Annotated in this window: 1 protein-coding gene (only partly in view); it reads right to left on the bottom strand. The window is 70.0% G+C overall.

What is annotated here, in order from left to right:
* A protein-coding gene (locus JOD27_RS44465; protein ID WP_239566290.1) for a type I polyketide synthase crosses the window boundary here: on the bottom strand, positions 1–23145 show its 5' portion. Its footprint begins 6870 nt before the window's first position; the window shows 23145 of its 30015 coding nt (coding positions 1–23145); it begins with the start codon at positions 23143–23145; its stop codon lies beyond the left edge, outside the window.

Genomic DNA, 23145 nt, shown 5'->3' with positions numbered 1-23145 from the left:
GAGCAGCGAGGCGTGCAAAGCCGCGTCCAGCAACGCCGGATGCAACCCGAACGGCTTCACGTTCACGTCGTCGGGCAACGCCACCTCGGCATACGTGGTGTCGCCGTCCCTCCAGGCCGCCCGCAGTCCGCGGAACATGCCGTCGTAAGCGAACCCGGCCTCGGCGAACTTTTCGTAGCAGCCCTCGACATCGACCGCTTCGGCCTGTGGCGGCCACACGGAAGCATCGAACTCGACCCGCTGCTCTCCCTTGCCCAGCACACCGCTGGCGACCTGCGTCCACGGCGCGTCGGCAACCTCGTCCGGCCGCGCGTGGATCGTGAACGTCCGCCGCTCGTCGCCCGCGGACACCCTCATCTGCAACGCCAGCCCACCGTGGTCCGGCAGCACCACCGGCGCCGACAACGTCAGCTCCTCCAGCCGATCGAGCCCGACCTCGTCCCCTGCCCGCATCGCGAGCTCGACGAGCGCCGCACCCGGCACCATGACCTGCCCCATGATCGTGTGGTTGCGGATCCATGGATGCGTGCGCGACGCCAGCCTGCTGGTGAACAGGAACCCTTCCCCATCAGCGAGTTCCGCCGCCGCGATGAGCAACGGGTGCCCGACGGCGACCATGCCGATCCCGGACGCATCGTCTCCGCCGATCCGCACCGCGGGCCAGTACCGCTGGCGGTCGAACGCGTAGGTCGGCAGGTCGATCTTCTTACCACCACGGCAGAACCCGCTCCAGTCGACCTTCACCCCGTCGACGTGCAGCCGGGCCAGCGCGGTCAGCGCCGCCACGCGCTCGTCCTTGTCCTTGCGCAGCACCGGAATCGCACCCTCGACCAGCGCCGAGAGCACTCCGTCCGGCCCGATCTCGAGGAACGTGGTGGCGCCTCGCTCGCGCAACTTCTCGACGTTCTCGCTGAACCGCACCGCGTCCCGGACGTGATCGACCCAGTACTCGACCGTCGTGACGTCGCCGCCGGCGACAACCGGAACACTCGGCTGGTTGAACGCCACCTCCGCGAGCGCTTCGCGGAAGTCGTCCAGCATCGGCTCCATCAACGGCGAGTGGAACGCGTGACTGACGTTGAGCCGCTTGCTCTTCCACCGCTCGGCGATCCTGAGCACCTCGTCCTCGTCACCCGCGATGACCACGGACTTGGGTCCGTTGATCGCCGCGATCGACACCCGCTCGGTGAGGTGCGGCGTCACCTCCTCCTCCGAGGCGATCACCGACACCATCGCCCCGCTGGCGGGCAACGCCTGCATGAGCGCCGACCGAGCCGTGACCAGCAAGCACGCGTCCTCGAGGCTCAGCACCCCGGCGACATGCGCCGCCGCGATCTCCCCGATCGAATGCCCGGCCACCTGATCCGGCCCGACGCCCCACGACTCGACCAACCGGTACAGCGCCACCTCCACCGCGAACAACGCGGGCTGCGCGACTCCCGTCTGGTTCAGCGCCTCCTGGTCCTCGCCCCACATGACGTCCCGGACCGCCGGGTCCAGGTACATCAACACGGCGTCCAGCGCCTCGGCGAACACGGGGAACGCCTCGTACAGCTCACGCCCCATGCCCACGCGCTGCGACCCCTGCCCGGAGAACAGCACCGCGAGCGACCGCTGCGACTGCGCGGTCCCCTGCGCCAGCACCTCGTCCCCGAGCACGACCGCCCGATGCTCGAACTGCGCGCGCGTGGTCAGCAACGAGTAGGCGATGTCCTCCGGCGCTCCTGCCGCCGCCTTGACCCGCTCGATCTGCCCCGGCAACGCCTCCGCCGTCTTGGCCGACACCACGAACGGCACTGCCACACCCAACGGATGCGAACCGCCCGCCTCGGCGCCCGCTGTCTCAGCGCCCGCCGCCCCGCCCTCAGGCGGGTTGATCCCAGCCGGACCATTCCCAGCCGGGCCGATCCCCGCCGAGCCGATCCCCGCCGCGCCCACGCCGCCTGTATCGATCCCGCCTAGGCCCCCTCCGGGGGAGACCGAGGTCCCCATCCCGATCATCTCAGGCAGGTCTGACAATTCCGGAGCCTCGAGAATCACGTGGGCGTTGGTGCCGGACAGACCGAACGACGAGACACCGGCCCGCCGCGGCCGCGACACCGCGGGCCACGGCGTCGCCTCGGTGACCAGCTCGACCGCGCCCTCGCTCCAGTCGACGTGCGTGGACGGCTCGGTGACGTGCAGGGTCGGCGGCACCACACCGTTCCGCATCGCCTGCACCATCTTGATCACACCGGCGACACCGGCCGCCGCCTGCGTGTGCCCGATGTTCGACTTGATGCCGCCCAGCAGCAGCGGAACCGAGCGATCCTGCCCATAGGTCGCGAGCAGCGCCTGGGCCTCGATCGGGTCGCCCAGAGTCGTTCCGGTGCCGTGCGCCTCGACGGCGTCGACGTCCTGAGTGGACAGTCCGGCCGACGCGAGCGCCTGCCGGATCACCCGCTGCTGCGACGGACCGTTCGGCGCGGTCAGCCCGTTCGAAGCACCGTCCTGGTTGATCGCGGAACCCCGCACGACAGCCAGCACGGTGTGGCCGTTGCGCACAGCGTCCGACTGCCGCTCCATCACCAGCAGACCGACACCCTCGGACCAGCCGACGCCGTCAGCGGAGTCCGAGAACGCCTTGCAGCGCCCGTCCTCCGAAAGCCCACGCTGCCGCGAGAACCCGACGAACGCCCCCGGCGTCGACATCACCGTCACACCACCGGCCAACGCGAGCGTGCACTCACCGGCCCGCAGCGCCTGCGCCGCGAGGTGCATCGCGACCAGCGACGACGAACACGCCGTGTCGATCGACACCGACGGCCCCTCGAACCCGAAGGTGTAGGAAACGCGGCCCGACACCACCGAGCGTGACGTGCCGGCACCCTGGTGCCCCTCGGAGTCGGCCTCGAGGATCTGCGCGTAGTCCGAGTACATGACACCGGCGAACACACCGGTCCGCGATCCCCGCAGCGAGGTCGGGTCGATCCCGGCCCGCTCCAGCGCCTCCCACGTCGTCTCCAGCAGGATGCGCTGCTGCCCGTCCGTGCCGAGCGCCTCGCGCGGCGACATCCCGAAGAACGCCGGGTCGAACTGGTCCGCGTCGTGCAGGAAGCCGCCGGCGCGGGCGTAGGACGTGCCCAGGTGATCGGGATCCGGGTGGAACAACGAGTCGAGGTCCCAGCCGCGGTTCGTCGGGAACGGCGTGATCGCGTCCACGCCGTCGACCACCAGCCGCCACAGGTCCTCCGGCGACGAAACACCACCGGGGAACCGGCAGGCCATGCCCACGATCACGATCGGATCGTCCGAAGTGGACACCAGCGCGGGCAGCTCGGCACCGTCCGCCACCGCGCCGAACAGTTCGGCGTGCAGGTGATCGGCCAGCGCGATCGCCGTCGGGTAGTCGAACACCAGCGTCGCCGGCAGCCGCAGCCCGGTCGCCTCCGTCAGCTGGTTGCGCAGCTCCACAGCCGTCAGCGAGTCGAACCCGAGGTCCTGGAACGCCCGCGTCGCGTCCACCGCGTCGATCGACGAGTGGCCGAGCACCGACGACACCTGCGTGCGCACCAGATCCACCAGCGCCGCATGACGTTCCGCGACGTCCATCGCGCCGAGCCTCTGCACGAGCCCGGACGCCGTGGCCGAGCCCGCGGCCGCACGCCGCGCCCTGACCCTGATCAGACCCTGCAGCAGCGGCGCCACCGCACCACGAGCCCGCAGCGTCGGGAGATCCAGCCGCACCGGAACGGTCAACGCCGCCCCGCTCGCCACAGCCGCGTCGAACAGCTCCAGCCCCTGCCGCACCGTGATCGGCGGCAGGCCGGCGGCCGTCATCCGCGCGGCTTCGGCCTCGGTCAGCTCACCGGTCATGCCGCTGACCCCGGACCACACGCCCCACGCCATCGACGTCGCGGGCAGCCCGCGAGCTTTCCGGTGCGCCGCAAGGGCATCGAGGAACGCGTTGCCCGCCGCGTAGTTCGCCTGACCGGCGTTGCCGAACACGCCGGCCGCCGACGAGAACACGACGAACGCCGTCAACTCGCTCGTCAGCTCATGCAAGTGCCAAGCAGCGTCAACCTTGGGCTGCAACACCTTCGCCAGACGTTCCGGCGTCATCGACTCGATCACGCAGTCGTCCAGCACACCGGCCGCGTGCACTACGCCTCGAACCTCGTGCTGCGCAAGAAGTTCCGCGACCGCGTCCCGGTCGGTCACGTCACACGCCGCGACAGTGACCTGAGCTCCGAACGCTTCCAGCTCCGCGGTGTCCGCCTGCCCGCGACGGCTGACGAGCAGCAGCTCCCGCACGCCGTGCGCCTCGACGAGGTGCTTCGCGACCACCGCGCCCAGCCCACCGGTGCCGCCGGTGACGAGAACTTTGCCCTCCCACCGGATTTCGGCGGGTTCGTTCGTGACCCGAGCCAGCCGCGCGGCCAGCACCTGACCGTCCCGAACCATCAGTTGCGGCTCGTCGACACCGAACGCCACCGACACCATCGCAGTGGAAAGGTTGTTGCCGCACAGGTCGATCAGCCCGAACCGCTGTGGGTGCTCCGACTGCGCCGACCGCACCAGGCCCCACACCGCCGCGGCACCCAGGTCCTCACCCGTCGTCGCGCCGCGCGTGACGAAGGTGAGCTTGCCGCCCCGGCCGCTGCTGATCCACTCCTGCACCAGCTCCAGCACGCGACTCGTGTTGCCGTGCGTGCTGGCGAGGACATCGTCGCCGCCGACGACCGGCACCAGGACCAGCCCGGCATCCGTGTCCGCGATCGAGTCGACAACGGGGTAGTCGAGGTCGAGCACGTCCGGTCCGAGCACCACGACCGACTCGGGCGCCGCGACGCCCTCCTGCGTGACCGGCACCCAGTCCAGCCCGAACAGCTCGCTCTGGCCGGCCTCGCCGAGCTGCTCGGCGTTGACCGCCCGCACGACCACGGCCTCGACCGTGGCGACCGGCGCTCCCATGACATCGGCCAGCGCGATCGTCCTGCGCATGCCGCCCTCGTCGCGAGTAAGCCTGACCCGCAGCTCGCTCGCTCCGGTGGCGTGCAGCGACACGCCCTCCCACGAGAACGGCAGCCCCGCGTCGAGCGTCTCGTCCAGCAACGCCGCGTGCAGTGCCGAGTCGAGCAGCGCCGGGTGCAGCCCGTACGCGGTGCCGTCGACGTCCTCGGGCAGCGCGAGCTCGGCGTAGATCTCGTCGCCGACGCGCCAGGCGGCCTTGAGGTTCTGGAACGCGTGCCCGTAGGCGAAGCCCACGGCCGCGAACCGCTCGTAGCACTCCTCGTAGTCCATCGCCACGGCACCGGCAGGCGGCCAGACCGTCGCCTCGAAGTGGCTGCTGGTCGTGCCAGCGGCCAAGAAGCCGGTCGCGTGCTGCGTCCACGGCACGTCCGTCACGTCCTCGGGCCGCGAGTGGATCGCGAACTGCCGGCGCCCGCCGGTGTCCGTTCCCACTTTCAGCTGAATCTGCACGGCGCCGCGCTCGGGCAGCACGAGCGGCGCGGCGAGCGTGAGGTCGTCGACCCGGTCGAGCCCGACCTCGTCCGCGGCCCGCAACGCGAGCTCGATCAGCACCGCGGCCGGCACCAGCGTGCGTCCCATGATCACGTGGTCCGCGAGCCACGGGTGGGTGCTCAGCGACACCCGGCTGGTGAACACGACACCTTCGCCCTCTGCCAGCTCGACCGCCGCACCGAGCAGCGGGTGCGCCACGCCGACCAGCCCCAGCCCGGACGCGTCCGACGCCCGCCCCGCACTCGCCGGCCAGTACCGCTGCCGGTTGAACGGGTAGGTGGGCAGCTCGACCCGCTTGCCGCCCTCGTAGAACCGCATCCAGTCAACATTGACGCCGTCAATGTGTACTTGACTGAGTGCAGTCAACATTGATTCGACATCAGACTTGACGCGCGTCAACGTCGGAATCAACCCGTCAACCATCGCCGTCAACTGCGCGTCAGGCCCGACCTCGAGCACCGTCATGTCACCCAACCGAGTGACGTTGTCGTGGAAACGCACCGCATCACGCACGTGCCGCACCCAGTACTCAGCCGTCGTGACATCCCCGGACGCACTGATCGGCACCACCGGCTCGGCGAACCGAATCTCCGCGATCGCCTCACGGAAGTCGTCGAGCATCGGCTCCATCAACGGCGAATGGAACGCGTGCGACACCTTCAGCCGCTTGTGCCTCCACCGCTCCGCAACCGCCAGCACCTCTTCTTCAACACCCGCGATCACCACCGACCGCGGCCCGTTGACAGCCGCGATCGACACGTTCGCAGTCAGATGCGGCAACACTTCTTCTTCGGACGCGACAACCGACACCATCGCCCCACCAACAGGCAACCCCTGCATGAGCGCCGACCGCGCCGTCACCAACAAACACGCGTCCTCAAGGCTCAACACCCCGGCCACGTGCGCCGCCGCGATCTCACCGATCGAATGCCCGGCAAGCCGCGCGGCCTTGACCCCGAACCATTCGAGCAACCGATACAACGCAACCTCAACCGCGAAGATCGCCGGCTGCGCGTACCCGGTCTGGTTCAACGCCTCCTGGTCATCACCCCACATGACCTCCCGCAGCCCGGGATCGAGGTTGACGAGCGCGGCGTCCAACGCCTCCGCGAACACCGGGAACGCCTCATACAGCTCCCGCGCCATCCCGACCCGCTGCGACCCCTGCCCGGAGAACACCACGGCAAGCGGCCGGTTCCGCACCACGCCACTGGCAAGCTCAACGCCGTTCCACACCACAGCCCGGTGCTCGAACAACGCGCGCGTAGTCGCCAACGAGAACCCGACATCCACCGCGGAAACGCCGCTCTCCACAAGCGCGTTGATCTGCTCGACCTGCGCCTTCAACGACGCCCGCGACTTCGCCGACACCACCAGCGGCGCCGCCACACCCAGCGAAGCCGAACCCGCGGTGTCGATCCCGGCTGTGCCGACTCCGGCTGTGCCGACTCCGGCTGTGCCGACTCCGGCTGTACCGACTCCGGCTGTACCGACTCCAGCTGTACCGACTCCAGCTGTACCGACTCCAGCTGTACCGACTCCAGCTGTACCGACTCCAGCTGTACCGACCCCAGCTGGATCGATCCCGGTTGGACCCCCTCCGGGAGAGACCGAGGCCCCCATCCCCATCATCTCAGGCAGGTCCGACAATTCCGGAGCCTCGAGGATCACGTGGGCGTTCGTGCCCGAGACACCGAACGACGAGACAGCGGCACGGCGAGGACGTTCGACCACCGGCCAGTCGGCGTTGCCGGTCAGCAGCCGAACCGCGCCCGCCTCCCAGTCCACGTGGGACGACGGCTCGTCGATGTGCAGCGTCTGCGGCACGACGCCGTGGCGCAGCGCCTGCACCATCTTGATCACGCCCGCGACGCCGGCGGCGGCCTGCGTGTGGCCGATGTTCGACTTGATCGAACCGAGCAGCAGCGGCTCCGAGCGGTCCTGACCGTAGGTGGCCAGCAGCGCCTGGGCCTCGATCGGGTCGCCCAGCGTCGTACCCGTGCCGTGCGCCTCGACGACGTCGACATCCGCGGTGGACAGACCCGCCGACGCCAGCGCCTGCCGGATCACGCGCTGCTGCGACGGACCGTTCGGCGCGGTGAGTCCGTTGGAGGCACCGTCCTGGTTGACCGCGGAACCACGCACGACCGCGAGAACCGTGTGGCCGTTGCGCCGTGCATCGGACAGACGCTCCAACACGACGACACCGACACCCTCGGACCAACCGACTCCATCAGCGGAGTCGGAGAACGCCTTGCACCGGCCGTCCGGCGAGAGCCCGCGCTGCCGTGAGAACCCGATGAACGCACCCGGCGAGGCCAGCACGGTCACACCACCGGCGAGCGCCAAAGAGCATTCACCGGCGCGAAGAGCCTGCATCGCCCAATGCATGGCCACCAACGACGACGAGCACGCCGTGTCGAGAGTGACCGCGGGTCCCTCGAAGCCGAACGTGTAGGAGACACGGCCGGACACGACCGAAGGCGAACCGCCGGTCGTCTGGTAGCCCTCGGAGTCGCCTTCGAGCAGCAACGAGTAGTCGTTGTACATGACGCCGGCGAACACACCGGTCGGGCTGCCCTTCAACGCGACGGGGTCGATGCCCGCGCGTTCCAACGCCTCCCACGACGCCTCGAGCAGGAGCCGCTGCTGGGCGTCGGTCGACACGGCCTCGCGCGGCGACATCCCGAAGAACTCCGGGTCGAACAGGTCCGCGTCGTGGATGAACCCGCCGGACTTCGTGTACGAGGTGCCGACGTGGTCCGGGTCCGGGTGGTAGAGCGAGTCGAGGTCCCAGCCGCGGTTGGACGGGAACTCGGTGATGGCGTCGCGACCGTCGACCACGAGGTCCCACAACTGTTCCGGCGTGGCGACACCGCCGGGGTAGCGGCAGGCCATGCCGACGATCACGATCGGATCGTCCGAAGTGGACGTCAGCGCGGGCAGCACGGGCAACGCCTGATCAGCGCCGAACAGTTCGTCACGCAGGAAACCGGCGAGCACCTCCGACGTCGGGTAGTCGAAGATCAACGTGCTCGGCAGCCGCAGCCCGGTGACGTTCGTGAGCCGGTTGCGCAGGTCGACCGCCGTGAGCGAGTCGAACCCGAGATCCTGGAACGCCTTGGCCGGATCCACCGCGGCGACGCCGTCGTGACCGAGCACAGCGGCGACCTCGGAGCGCACCAGGTCGAGCAGGGCGGCGAGACGTGCTTCCGGTGCCATCGCGGTGAGCCGCCGGACGAGCCCGGAGTCGGCCTGGGCCGCGGCACGACGGGCCCGTGTCCGGATCAGTCCGCGCAACAACGGCCGGATCTCGCCGTGGCCCCGCAACGTCGCGAGGTCGAGGCGCAACGGCAGCAGCACCGCGTCGTCACCGGAGATCGCCGCGTCGAACAGCGCGAGTCCCTGCTCCACCGACAACGGCGGCGTGCCTCCCCGAGCCATGCGTTCGGCGTCGGCCTCCGACAGCATGCCGGTCTGGTTCCACGCACCCCACGCCAGCGACACCGCGGGAAGCCCGGCGGCCTTGCGGTGTTCGGCGAGCGCGTCGAGGAACGCGTTGCCCGCCGCGTAATTCGCCTGCCCGGCAGCGCCGAACGTGCCAGCAGCGCTGGAGAAGACGACGAACTTGTCGAGGTCCCTCGTGAGCTCGTGGAGGTGCCACGCGGCGTCGACCTTGGGCCGCAACACCTTCGCGAGACGCTCGGGCGTGAGCGACTCGATCACGCCGTCGTCCAGAACCCCGGCGGTGTGCACGACGCTGCGCACCTTGTGCTTCTTCAACACCTTCTGCAACGCCTTGCGGTCGCTGACATCGCAGGCGACCACGGCAACCTTGGCGTCCAAATCGGGCACGTCCGCCTTGCCGGTGCGGCTGACCAGCACGAGTTCCTTGACGCCGTAGCGTTCGACGAGGTGCTTGGCTACCACGCGTCCCAGCCCACCGGTGCCACCGGTGATCAGCACCGGTCCGGTGAACTCGCCGGGCTCCGCCGCCTCGGCCCGCGCGAGCCGTGCCGCGAACACCTCACCGCCGCGCACCCGCAGCTGCGGTTCGTCGATCGCGAGCACCTGCTCGGTGACCTCTGCGTCGGTGTCGATGAGCGTGAACCGGCCGGGATGCTCGTTCTGCGCGGCCCGAACCAGACCGTGCACCGCACTCGCGGCCAGATCGCCCTGACGCGTCACGAACACCAACCGCTCGGTCCGCTCCTCGGCGATCCAGCGCTGCACCAGCTCCAGCGCACGTGCGGCCAGAGCATGGGTCTGCTCGACGACATCGCCGTCGCCGACGAACTCCTCCACCACCACGGCGGCCGCACCGGCGTCGGGCAGCGACATCGGCACCCAGCCGAGCCGGAACAACGAGTCCCGCTCGACAGCGCTGACCTGCCCCGACACCGCCCGCGTCACCAGCGACCCGATCGTCGCGACCGGCGCGCCCGTCACGTCCGCGACCGCGATCACCCAGGCGTCACCGTTGCGCCGCAACCGAACCCGGACCGCACCCGCACCGACGGCGCGCAACGACACGCCTTCCCACGAGAACGGCAGCCCCGCCTCGGCCCCGTCGAAGAACCCTCCGGCGTGCAGCGCGGCGTCGAGCAACGCCGGGTGCAGCCCGAACGCTCCCCCGTCCACGCCTTCCGGCAGCGCGACCTCGGCGAACACCTCGCTGTCCGTACGCCACACCGCCCGCAGCCCCTGGAACACCGGCCCGTACTCGAACCCGTTCTCCGCGAACCGCTCGTAAGCGACACCGATCTCGACGGCCTCAGCGCCTCGTGGCGGCCACACCGCCGCATCGAAGTCGCTGTCAACGGCCCCACCGGTCAGGAAACCGGTCGCGTGCCGCGTCCACGGCACGTCCTCGCCGTCCGGCCGCGAGAACACCTCGACCGCGCGCCGCCCGTTCTCCTCGACACCGACCGCGACCTGAACCCGGACCGCTCCCTGCTCCGGCAGCACGAGCGGCGCGGCCAGCGTCAGCTCGTCGACGCGATCCAGCCCGACCTCGTCCCCGGCCCGCACCGCGAGCTCCAGGAATGCCGTACCCGGCAGCAGCACCTGCCCGAACACCCTGTGGTCCGCGAGCCACGGGTGCGAGCTCAGCGACAACCTGCTCGTGAACAGGTACCCGTCCGCCCCGGCGACATCGACCGCCGCACCGAGCAGCGGATGCTCGACCCTGGTCAGCCCCAGCGCTCCGACATCGCCGGTCTTGCGCACCGGCTTCGGCCAGAACACCTGGTGCTCGAACGCGTAGGTGGGCAGATCAACCTTCCGTCCACCGTCGTACAGCCGCGTCCAGTCAACGTTGATTCCGTCAACATGTACTTGACCGAGTGCAGTCAACATTGACGCGACCTCACCGCGGTCACGCCTCAACACCGCCGTGGAGCCGTCCACCATCGCGCTCAGCTGCGCGTCGGGCCCGACCTCCAGCAGAACGGCGTCACCCAATCGCGTGACGTTGTCGTGGAACCGCACCGCGTCCTGAACGTGGTTCACCCAGTACTCGACCGTGGTGACATCGCCGGATGTTGACATTCCGACAACCGGCTCGCGGAACACGATCCCGCTGATCGCCTCACGGAAGTCGTCGAGCATCGGCTCCATCAACGGCGAATGGAACGCGTGCGACACCTTCAGCCGCTTGTGCTTCCACCGCTCCGCAACCGCCAGCACCTCTTCTTCGACACCCGCGATCACCACGGCACGCGGCCCGTTGACAGCCGCGATCGAGACGCCAGCAGTCAGATGCGGCAACACTTCTTCTTCGGACGCGACAACCGACACCATCGCCCCACCAACAGGCAACGCCTGCATGAGCGCCGACCGCGCCGTCACCAACAAACACGCGTCCTCAAGGCTCAGCACGCCCGCGACATGAGCCGCCGCGATCTCCCCGATCGAATGCCCGACCAGATGGTCCGGCTTCAACCCGAACCACTCCAGCAACCGGTACAACGCCACCTCAACCGCGAAGATCGCCGGCTGCGCGTACCCGGTCTGGTTCAACGCCTCCTGGTCATCACCCCACATGACCTCGCGCACCACCGGGTCGAGATTCGTCAACGCCGCGTCGAGCGCCTCCGCGAACACCGGGAACGCCTCATACAGTTCCCGGCCCGCCCCGAGCCGCTGAGCCCCTTGCCCGGAGAACAGCACCGCCAACGGCTTCCCGGTCGCCACGCCCTCAGCGACAACATCACCGTCAACCAGAACGGCCCGATGCTCGAACAACGAGCGCGTGGTCGCCAACGAGAACCCGACGTCCACAGCGGACACGCCACTGCCCACCAACTCCGTGATCCGCTCGACCTGCCCCCGCAGCGCCCCGGCCGACTTCGCCGACACCACCAACGGCACCGGTCCCGCAGCGCCGACCCCTGCCGCCTCGACCTCGGCTGGATCGATCCCGCTTGGGCCCCCTCCGGGGGAGACCGAGGCCCCCATCCCCATCATCTCAGGCAGGTCCGACAATTCCGGAGCCTCGAGAATCACGTGGGCGTTCGTGCCCGACACGCCGAACGACGACACACCGGCGCGGCGTGCGCGGAAGACCGAAGGCCACGCGCGGGACGTCGTCAGCACCTCGACGGCGCCCGACTCCCAGTCGACCTGTGTGGTCGGCGTGCCGACGTGCAAGGTCCGGGGCAGCACGCCGTGGCGCAGCGCCTGCACCATCTTGATCACACCCGCGACACCGGCGGCGGCCTGCGTGTGGCCGATGTTCGACTTGATCGACCCCAGGTAGAGCGGCTCGTCGCGATCCTGCCCGTACACCGCGAGCAGTGCCTGCGCCTCGATCGGGTCGCCGAGCTTCGTGGCGGTGCCGTGCGCCTCGACGGCGTCGACATCCGCGGGAGACAGCCCGGCCGAAGCCAAGGCGGCGCGGATCACGCGTTGCTGCGACGGGCCGTTCGGAGCGGTCAGGCCGTTGGAAGCACCGTCCTGGTTCACCGCCGAGCCACGCACGACGGCCAGCACGGTGTGGCCGTTGCGCAGAGCATCGGACTGACGCTCCAGCACCAGCAGGCCGACACCCTCGCCCCAGCCGGTGCCGTCGGCGTCGTCCGAGAACGCCTTGCACCGCCCGTCAACGGAAAGACCGCGCTGCCGGGAGAACTCGACGTAGGTGGTGGGCGTCGACATCACCGTGACGCCACCGGCGACAGCCAGCGAGCACTCGCCCGAACGCAGCGCCTGCGCGGCGAGATGCAGTGCCACCAAAGAGGAAGAGCAGGCGGTGTCGACAGTGACCGCCGGGCCCTCGAAGCCGAACGTGTAGGACACACGGCCCGAAGCGATGCTGCCCGCGCTGCCCTGACCCTGATGTCCCTCGAAGTCGGCACCGTCCAGAATGGACGCATAGTCGTTGTACATGACGCCGGTGAAGACACCGGTCGCACTGCCGCGCAACGAGACCGGGTCGATCCCGGAGCGCTCCAGCGCCTCCCAGGTGGTCTCCAGCAACAGGCGCTGCTGGGAGTCCGTGGCCAGGGCCTCACGCGGCGACATGCCGAAGAACGCAGGGTCGAACGCACCCGCCTCGTGCAGGAAGCCGCCCGAGAGCGAGTAGGTCGTGCCCGCGTGATCGGGGTCGGGGTGGTAGATGCCGTCGATGTCCCAGCCGCGGTTGACCGGGAACTCGGTGATCGCGTCGACACCGTCGGACACCAGCCGCCACAGGTCCTCTGGCGACGACACCCCTCCGGGATAACGGCAGGCCATGCCGACGATCACGATCGGATCGTCCGAAGTGGACACGAGGCCGGGCGGCGCGGACACCGGCGACTCGGTGCCGAACAGCTCGTCCTTCAGGAAGCCCGCCAGCACCGCCGCGGTCGGGTAGTCGAACGTCAGAGTCGCGGGCAACCTCAGCCCGGTGACCTCTCCCAGCCGGTTGCGCAGCTCGACGGCGGTCAGCGAGTCGAAGCCCAGCGACTGGAACGCCCGCGACGGGTCGATCGTCTCGCCGCCGCTGTGGCCGAGGACTGCACCGACCTCGGCGCGCACCAGGTCGAGAAGCGCTTCCAGACGCCCTGCGTCGTCGAGACCGGCCAGCCTCCGCACCAGCGACGACGAGGTGCCCGAAGCAGCCGTGCGGCGTGCGCGGACCTTCACCAGGCCCCGCAGCACCGCCGGAACCTCGCCCCGCGCCCGGAACACCGGCAGATCGAGCCGCAACGGCAACACCAGACCCGCACCGGAAGACAGTGCGGCGTCGAAGAGTTCCACGCCTTCCGCGGGCGTGATCGGCGGCATTCCCGACTTGGCGAGGCGTTCGGCGTCGGCGCCGGACAGCATGCCCGTCCCTGCCCACGCTCCCCACGCCAGCGACACACCCGGCAGACCCTGCGCCCGCCGGTACTCGGCCAACGCGTCGAGGAACGTGTTGCCCGCCGCGTAGTTGCCCTGCCCCGACGAACCGAAGATCCCCGCACCGGAGGAGTACACGACGAACGCGGACACATCACCGGCGAGCTCGTGCAGGTTCCACGCGGCATCGACCTTGGGCCGCAGGACGTTCGCGAGACGCTCGGGCGTGAGCGACTCGATCACACCGTCATCGAGCACGCCGGCGGTGTGCACGACGGAACGGATCCGGTGTCCCGCAAAGAGGTTCGCGACGGCGTGCCGGTCGGTGACATCGCAGGCCACGACCGCCACCGACGCGTCCAGCTCGGCAACCCAGTCCGGAGTCTCACCGCGGCGGCTGACCAGGACCAGGTCACGAACACCATGCGCGGCAACGAGATGCCGCGCGATCACCTGACCGAGCCCACCGGTGCCGCCGGTGATCAGCACAGGCCCTTCCAGCACAACGCTGTCTCCAGCCGCGACCCTGCCGACACGCGGCACGAACACCTCACCGCCCCGCACCCGCAGCTGCGGCTCCGCGCTCGCCAGCACCGCGTCGGGCAGGTCGCCATCGGTTTCGACCAGCGCGAACCGGCCGGGGTGCTCCGACTGCGCGGCCCGCACCAGGCCCCACACCGCCGACGTACCCAGATCACCCTGCCGCGTAACGAAAACGAGCTTTTCCGCCCGCTCGGTGGCAATCCATTCCTGGATCTTGGCGAGTACAGAGGCGGTCACCGCGTGCGCGACCTCGACCGGCGAGCCTTCCGCCGACACGTGCTCCACGACGTGCGCCGCCGGAACCGCCTCCGTGAGCGTGATCGGCACCCAGTCCAGCCCGAACAACGCCTCCTGCGCCGCGCTGAGCTGGCTCGTCGAGACGGCCCGCGTCACGAGCGACCCGACCGTCGCCACCGGCGCACCGGCGGTGTCGGCGATGGCGATCTCCATCGAGCTGTCGCCGGTGGTCCGCAGCCGCACGCGCAGCGCCGTCGCGCCCACCGCGTGCAGCGCGACGTTTTCCCACGAGAACGGCACCGCTCCCTCGGTCCGCTGATCCGCGAACGCCACGGCGTGCAGCGCCGCGTCCAGCAGCGCGGGGTGGATGCCGAAGCCGGCGGCGGTCACGTCCTCGGGCAGCTCGACCTCGGCGAACACCTGGTCACCGAGCTTCCACGCGGCCCGCAGCCCCTGGAACGCGTGCCCGTAGTCGAACCCGAGCTCCGCGAACCGCTCGTAGACACCCTCGACCTGCACTGCCTCGGCCCCGGCCGGCGGCCACGCGGAAGCGTCGAAGTCCGCGGTCGTGGTGCCACCAGTCAGGAAACCGGCGGCGTGCTCGGTCCACGGCAGATCGCTGTCCTCGGGGCGGCTGTGGATCGCCACCGCCCTGCGGTCGCCCTCTGTACCAACCCTGATCTGCAGCTGAACGGCACCCGAGTCGGGCAGCACGAGCGGTGCCGCGATGGTCAGCTCGTCGACGCGGTCGAGGCCCACCTCGTCGGCCGCCCGCAGTGCGAGCTCGACCAGTGCCGCTCCGGGCACCAGCACCTTGCCGTGCAGCGAGTGGTCCCGCAGCCACGGGTGCGTGCGCAGCGACAGCCTGCTCGTGAACAGCAGGCCCTCTCCCCCTGCGAGCTCGACGGCGGCGCCGAGTAGCGGGTGTTCGACCGCGCCGAGCCCGGCCGACCGGACGTCCGCCTTCGTCGACACCTCGGGCCAGAACCGGTGCTGCTCGAACGCGTACGTCGGCAGGTCGACCTTGCGGCCATGTTGACAGAACTTGTTCCAATCAACATTGACGCCGTCAACATTGATTCGGCTCAATGCCGTCAACATGGACTTGACTTCGTCAACATCGCGCCGCACCGCCGGCACGCAGCCGTCCACCATCGCGGACAGCACGCCGTCGGGTCCGACCTCGACGAACTTCACGTCACCCAGCGCCGAGACGTTGTCGTGGAACCGGACGGTGTCGCGGACGTGGTCGACCCAGTAGTCGACGGTGTCGACTTGTCCGGTTGTTGACATTCGGACATTCGGCGCCGCGAACGTCAGTCCGCTGATTGCGGCGCGGAAGTCGTCGAGCATCGGCTCCATCAACGGCGAGTGGAACGCGTGCGACACCTTCAGTCGCTTGTTCTTCCACCTCGAGGCGATGGCGAGCACTTCTTCTTCGACGCCGGCGATCACCACGGAGCGTGGCCCGTTGACGGCAGCGATGGACACGCCATCGGTCAGGTACTCACGCACCTTCTTCTCGGACGCCACCACCGACACCATGGCGCCACCGGCGGGCAACGCCTGCATCAACGAGGCCCGCGCCGTGACGAGCTGGCAGGCGTCCTCCAGGCTCAGGACCCCGGCAACGTGTGCGGCAGCGATTTCCCCGATCGAGTGACCCGCGATGTGATCGGGCGTCACGCCGTAGAACTCGAACAGCCGATACAGCGCCACCTGGAACGCGAACAGCGCCGGCTGCGTGTACCCGGTCTGGTTCAGCTTCTCCTGGTCGTCGCCCCACATGACCTCGCGAACGGCCGGGTCGAGGTGGACGAGCACCGCGTCGAGCGCTTCGGCGAACGCCGGGAACGCCTCGTACAGCTCCCGTCCCATGCCGATCCGCTGCGATCCCTGCCCGCTGAACAGGAACGCGAGCTCCCCGGCCTTGGCCACGCCGCTCGCCAGCACCTCGCCGTCGAGCACCACGGCCCGGTGGTCGAACAACGCACGCGTGGTCAGCAACGAGAACGCGATGTCCGCCGCATCTCCCGGCCACGCCTTGATCCGCTCGACCTGCGCGGCCAGCGAGTCAGCCGACCGCGCCGACACGACCAGGGGAACCGGGCCCGCCGCATCGATGCCAGCCGCATCAATCCCAGCCACATCAATCCTGGCGGCGTCGATCCCGGTGGCGTCGATCGCGGCTGGATCGATCCTGGTTGGGGCCCCTCCGGGGGAGACCGAGGCCCCCATCCCCATCATCTCAGGCAGGTCCGACAATTCCGGAGCCTCGAGGATCACGTGGGCGTTCGTGCCCGAGACACCGAACGACGACACGCCAGCGCGGCGGGGGCGCGACACGTCAGGCCACGACGTCGCGCTGGTCACGAGGGAGACGTCGCCCGCGCTCCAGTCGATGTGGGTGGAGGGCTGGTCGACGTGCAGGGTCGCGGGCACCACTCCGTGGCGCATCGCGTGGACCATCTTGATGATGCCGGCGACACCGGCGGCGGCCTGGGTATGGCCGATGTTGGACTTGATGGAGCCCAGGAGGAGCGGCGACGGGCGGTCCTGGCCGTAGACGGCGAGCAGCGCCTGGGCCTCGATCGGATCGCCCAGGGTGGTGCCCGTGCCGTGAGCCTCGACGACGTCGACGTCAGTCGTGGACAGGCCTGCCGAGGCGAGGGCCGCGCGGATCACGCGCTGCTGCGACGGGCCGTTCGGGGCGGTGAGGCCGTTCGAGGCGCCGTCCTGGTTGACGGCGGAGCCGCGCACGACGGCCAGGATGGTGTGACCGTTGCGCAGGGCGTCCGATCGGCGTTCCAGGACCAGCAGGCCGACGCCCTCGCCCCAGCCCGTGCCGTCGGCGGCGTCGGCGAAGGACTTGCAGCGGCCGTCCATCGCCAGGCCGCGCTGCTTCGAGAAGGCCACGAAGGAGCCCGGCGTCGACATGACGGTGACACCACCGGCGAGGGCCAGCGAGCATTCTCCGTTGCGCAGCGCGGAAGCCGCGAGGTGCAGAGCGACCAACGAGGACGAGCAAGCCGTGTCGACGGTGACGGCGGGGCCTTCGAGGCCGAAGGTGTAGGCGACGCGGCCGGACAGCACGCTCTGCGCGGTGCCGGTGCCCTGGTAACCCTCGAAGATGTCGTCGGACACCAGAGTCGAGTAGTCGTTGGACATCACGCCCGCGAACACGCCGGTCTTGGAGCCCCGCACGGACGCCGGGTCGATGCCCGCGCGTTCGAAGGCTTCCCAGGCGGTCTGCAGGAGCAGGCGGTGCTGGACGTCCGTGGCCAGGGCCTCGCGCGGCGACATGCCGAAGAAGTCCGGGTCGAACGACGGGGCGTCGTGCAGGAAGCCGCCCTGCATCACGTGGGTCTTGCCGGCGGCGTCCGGGTCCGGGTCGTAGAGCGCGTCGAGGTCCCAGCCGCGGTTCACGGGGAACCCGGTGACGCCGTCGCGTTCCTCGAACACCAGGCGCCACAGGTCTTCCGGCGACGACACGCCGCCCGGGTAGTGGCAGGCCATGCCGACGATCACGATCGGGTCGTCGGACACCGCGCCGGAAGCCGCTTCCGGCACGAAGTCGTCTGCGCCGAACAGTTCGTCCAGCAGGTGGGAGGCCAGGGCTCCCGCGGTCGGGTAGTCGAAGATCAGGGTGGCCGGGAGGCGGATACCGGTGGACGCGGTGAGGCGGTTGCGCAGCTCGACGGCGGTCAGCGAGTCGAAACCGAGGCCCTGGAACGTGCGCGTGCGGTCCACTTCGGACGCGTTGCCGTGGCCGAGCACCGCGGCCACCTCGGCCGCGACCAGATCCAGCAACGCCTCCAGGCGCGCGTCGGACCCCAAACGCGACAACTGCGCGGCAAGGCCCTCCGCCGCGACGGACTGGGCGGCAGCAAGCCGCTTCGGCGTCTTGATCAGGCCACGCAGCAGCGGCGGCGGCGCGCCCTGAGCCCGCAGCGCCGGGAGATCCAACCGCAGCGGCAGCAGGAAAGCGTCCGAACCGGCGGCACCGGCGTCGAACAGGGCCAGCCCCTCTGTGACCTTCAGCGGAGGCATGCCGGAACGGGCGATGCGCCGCATGTCGGCGTCGGACATCGCGGCGGTCATGCCCGACGTCTGCTCCCATGCGCCCCAAGCCAGCGCGACAGCGTGCTTCCCGGACGCACGGCGCACGCGGGCCAGAGCGTCGAGGAAAGCGTTGGCAGCGGCGTAGTTCGCCTGGCCCGCACCACCGAAGGTGCTCGCGGCGGACGAGAACAAAACGAACGGCACGTCAGGGAGAAGCTCGTGCAGGTGCAACGCCGCGTCGGCCTTGGGACGCAGCACGGTGTCGAGCCGTGCCTCGGTGAGCGACTCGACCACACCGTCGTCGAGCACCGCGGCGGTGTGCACCACGCCACCGATGGAATGCCTCGACAGCAACGATTCCAGCGCCGGACGATCGGAGACGTCGCACGCCTCGACGATCACGTCAGCACCCAGCTCGCGCAACGCCGACACGTCCGCGGAACCACTGCGCGACACCAGCAGCAGCTCCCGGACTCCGTGCTCCTCGACGAGGTGCCGGGCCACCAGCTGGCCGAGACCGCCGGTTCCGCCGGTGATCAGCACGCGACCGGACCACGACACCCGCTCGGCGGGCAGGGCTGCTCGGGCCAGCCTGGCCGCGAGAACGACGCCGTCGCGGACCGCGAGCACCGGCTCGTCGGTCGTCAGAGCGTGCAGCACCGCGCCGGCTGAGGCTTCCGAGAAGTCCAGGTCCACCAACACGAAACGGCCGGGGTGCTCGGACTGCGCCGACCGCACCAGACCACGTGCGGCGGCCGCGGCGAGGTCGTCACCGTCCACCGCACCGCGCGTGACGAACGCGAGCCGTCCCTCTGGTCGCGCCACGAACTCCTGGATCAGCGCCAGCACCCGCGAGCAGGTCTCCCGCACGTCGGTGCCGACAACGGGAACCAGCGTCAGGCCGGCGTCGGTGAGCGAGTCGACCACCGGTCCCGCGGCCAGCGACAGCACGTCGGGGCCGAGCACCGCGACGGTCTGCTCCGCGAAGCCGGCCGGCAGCTCGACCGGCGCCCACTCGATGCGGAACAGCGAGTCGCGCTCCACCCCGGAACCCAGTTCGTCCACGGGAACCGGCCGCGTCTGCAGGGCCTCGACGGACGCGACGGGAGCGCCGGTCGTGTCGGCGACGGCGATCTCCATCGAGCCGTCCTCGCCCCGCGACAACCGCACCCGCACCGCGGAAGCACCCGCGGCGTGCAGTGAGACGCCCTGCCAGGAGAACGGGAGCCCGCCCCTGCTGATCGAACCGAGGTCGCCGAACCCTGCGGCGTGCATGCCGGCATCCAGCAACGCCGGATGCAGCCCGAACAGCGACCCGTCGACCCCGTCGGGCAACGCGACCTCGGCGTACACGACGCCGTCGCCGCCGCGCCACACCGCTTGCAGGCCCTGGAAAACCGGCCCGTAGTCGAAGCCCATGCCGGTGAAGCGCTCGTAGGAACCGGAGATGTCCACCGGTTCGGCACCAGCGGGCGGCCACACGGAAGCGTCGAACGACACCGAGGACGCACCAGACCCGAGCACACCGGACGCGTGCTGAAGCCAGGGCGCGTCAACAGCTCCCTCTGGCCGCGAGAAGATCGCGACCGAACGGCGCCCCTCGGAGTCCACCGCCCCAACGGACACCTGCACCTGAACGGCGGCATCGGGCGTCAGCACCAGCGGCGCGGCGAGCGTCAGCTCCTCGACCCGCTCGCATCCCACCTCGTCCGCGGCACGGACCGCGAGCTCCAGGAACGCGGTACCGGCGAACAGAACCCGCCCCATCACCACGTGATCAGCGAGCCACGGATGGGTGGCCAGCGACAGCCGCGACGTGAACAGGTGCCCCGCCGTGCCCGCCAGCTCGACGGCCGCGCCGAGCAGCGGATGCCCGACCGAGCCGAGGCCCGCGCCGCGCACGTCACCGGACTGCGTCTTCGGCCGGGGCCAGAACCGCTGCCGCTGGAACGCATACGTCGGCAGGTCCGCCCGGACGGCACCGGAGCCCTCGAAGAGCCGGGCCCAGTCCACCGGGACACCGGCGACGTGCAGGCGCGCCAAGGCCGTCACGAACGCGAGCTCCTCGCCGCGGTCCTTGCGCGAAGTGGGCACCGCGCCGTCGACCATCGCGGCCAGCACGCCGTCCGGGCCGACCTCCACGAAGGTCTTGTCGCCCATCGCGACCACCGTGTCGTGGAAGCGCACGGCGTCGCGGACGTGCCGCACCCAGTACTCGGATTGTTGAACGACCCCACGAGTCAGCAGCGGGATCGTCGGATCGTTGAACGAGATGCCGGCGATGGCCGCGCGGAACTCGTCCAGCATCGGCTCCATCAGCGGCGAGTGGAAGGCGTGAGAAACGTCGAGTTGTCGAACCTTCCTGTCGTTGAATTGCTCAACGATCCTACGAGCCTCCTGTTCAACACCGGCGATGACGACCGAGCGCGGGCCGTTGATGGCGGCGATGGAGACGCCGCCGGTGAGATGCGGCAGGATCTCGTCCTCGGTGGCCTGCAAGGCGATCATGACGCCGCCCGCGGGGAGCGCCTGCATGAGCGATGCCCGCGCCGTCACCAGCGTGCAGGCGTCTTCGAGGGACAGCACACCGGCGACGTGCGCGGCCGCGATCTCGCCGATCGAATGCCCCGCCACCTGCTCCGGCACCAGGCCGAACGACTCCAGCAGCCGGAACATCGCCACCTCGAAGGCGAACAGCGCGGGCTGCGTGTAGCGGGTCTGGTTCAGCACGGCGGCGTCGTCGCCCCACATGACCGAACGCAACGACGGGTCGAGGTGCGCGAGAACCTCGTCGAAGGCGGAAGCGAACACCGGGAACCTTGCGTGGAGCTCACGCCCCATGCCGAGCCGCTGCGATCCCTGACCGGAGAACAGGAACGCGAGCGTGTGCTCGTCGGCAGCCACGCCGCGCGCGAGCTCCGTGCCGTCCGGCAACACCACAGCACGCTGCTCGAACGACGCACGCGCGGTCGCCAGCGTGAACGCGATGTCGAGTGGCGACAAGGCATCCACGACCGACTGCAGCCGAACCCGCTGCTCCTCCAGCGCCCCTGGAGTGCGGCCGGACAAGACCCACGGCAGCACAGCGGGAGCGGAAACCTCCGACGGAGACTCGAAGGCGGGAGCCTGCTCGATGATCACGTGCGCGTTCGTGCCCGACACACCGAACGCGGAAACACCGGCGCGCCAAGGCCTCTCGACGGACGGCCACGGCCGCGCGTCCCGCAGCAGCGAGACGTTGCCCTTGGTCCAGTCGACCCGGGTGGACGGCGTGCCGAGGTGCAGGGTCTTGGGCAGCAGTCCGTTCCGCAACGCCATGACGACCTTGATCACACCGGCGACACCGGCCGCGCCCTGGGGGTGACCGATGTTCGACTTGATCGACCCGAGGTAGAGCGGCTCGGCGCGATCCTGCCCGTACACCGAGAGAATCGCCTGCGCCTCGATCGGGTCGCCCAGCGTCGTTCCCGTGCCGTGCGCCTCGACGGCGTCCACATCGGACGGTGCGAGACCGGCGTTCTGCAGCGCCTGGCGGATGACGCGCTGCTGCGACGGGCCGTTCGGCGCGGTCAGGCCGTTGGAGGCACCGTCCTGGTTGACGGCGGAACCGCGGACCACGGCGAGGATCTTGTCGCCGGCGCGCTGCGCGTCGGAGAGGCGTTTCAGCACCAGCACACCGACACCCTCGGACCAGCCGGTGCCGTCCGCGTCGTCGGAGAACGCCTTGCAGCGCCCGTTTCCGGCGAGCCCGCCCTGCGAGGTGAAGGCGGCGAACCCGGCGGGCGTCGTCATGACCGCGACACCACCGGCCAGCGCCAGGTCGCACTCGCCGCCACGCAGGGCCTGGGCGGCGAGGTGCAGTGCCACCAGCGACGACGAGCAGGCGGTGTCGACCGTGACGGCAGGGCCTTCGAGGCCGAGCAGGTAGGAGATGCGGCCGGACAGCACCGAGGCGGCGAACGCGGTCGTGGCGTAGAGGCCGACGTCCTCGCCGGAGCGGGAGAGCAGGTCGGCGTAGTCCTGCGATGTGGTACCCATGAACACGCCGGTTTTGGTGCCGCGCAACGACTGCGCGTTCACCCCGGCGCGTTCCAGTGCCTCCCAGGCGGTTTCGAGCAGGAGCCGCTGCTGCGGGTCCATGACGACGGCTTCGCGGGGTGAGATGCCGAAGAACCCGGCGTCGAACGACGCCGGGTCTTCGAGGAAGCCACCTTCGATCGTGGCGGTGTCGAGTTCGGACACGTCCCAGCCGCGGTCGGTCGGGAACGCGCCGATCACGTCCCTGCCCTCGGCGACGACCTGCCAGAGGTCCTCCGGCGACGACACCCCTCCCGGGTACCGGCACCCGATGCCCACGATCGCGATCGGTTCCACCGCTGCCGCGATCAGCTGCTGGTTCTGCCTGCGCAGCCGGTCGATCTCCTTCAGTGACGACCGCAGAGCCTCGACGTACTGGTCACCAGAGGTGGTCAT

Source organism: Lentzea nigeriaca, from assembly GCF_016907955.1.
In the GTDB taxonomy this organism is placed as follows: Bacteria; Actinomycetota; Actinomycetes; order Mycobacteriales; family Pseudonocardiaceae; genus Lentzea; species Lentzea nigeriaca.
Note: the sequence above shows the minus strand (reverse complement) of the source record. Positions and strands in the feature narration are given on the sequence as shown.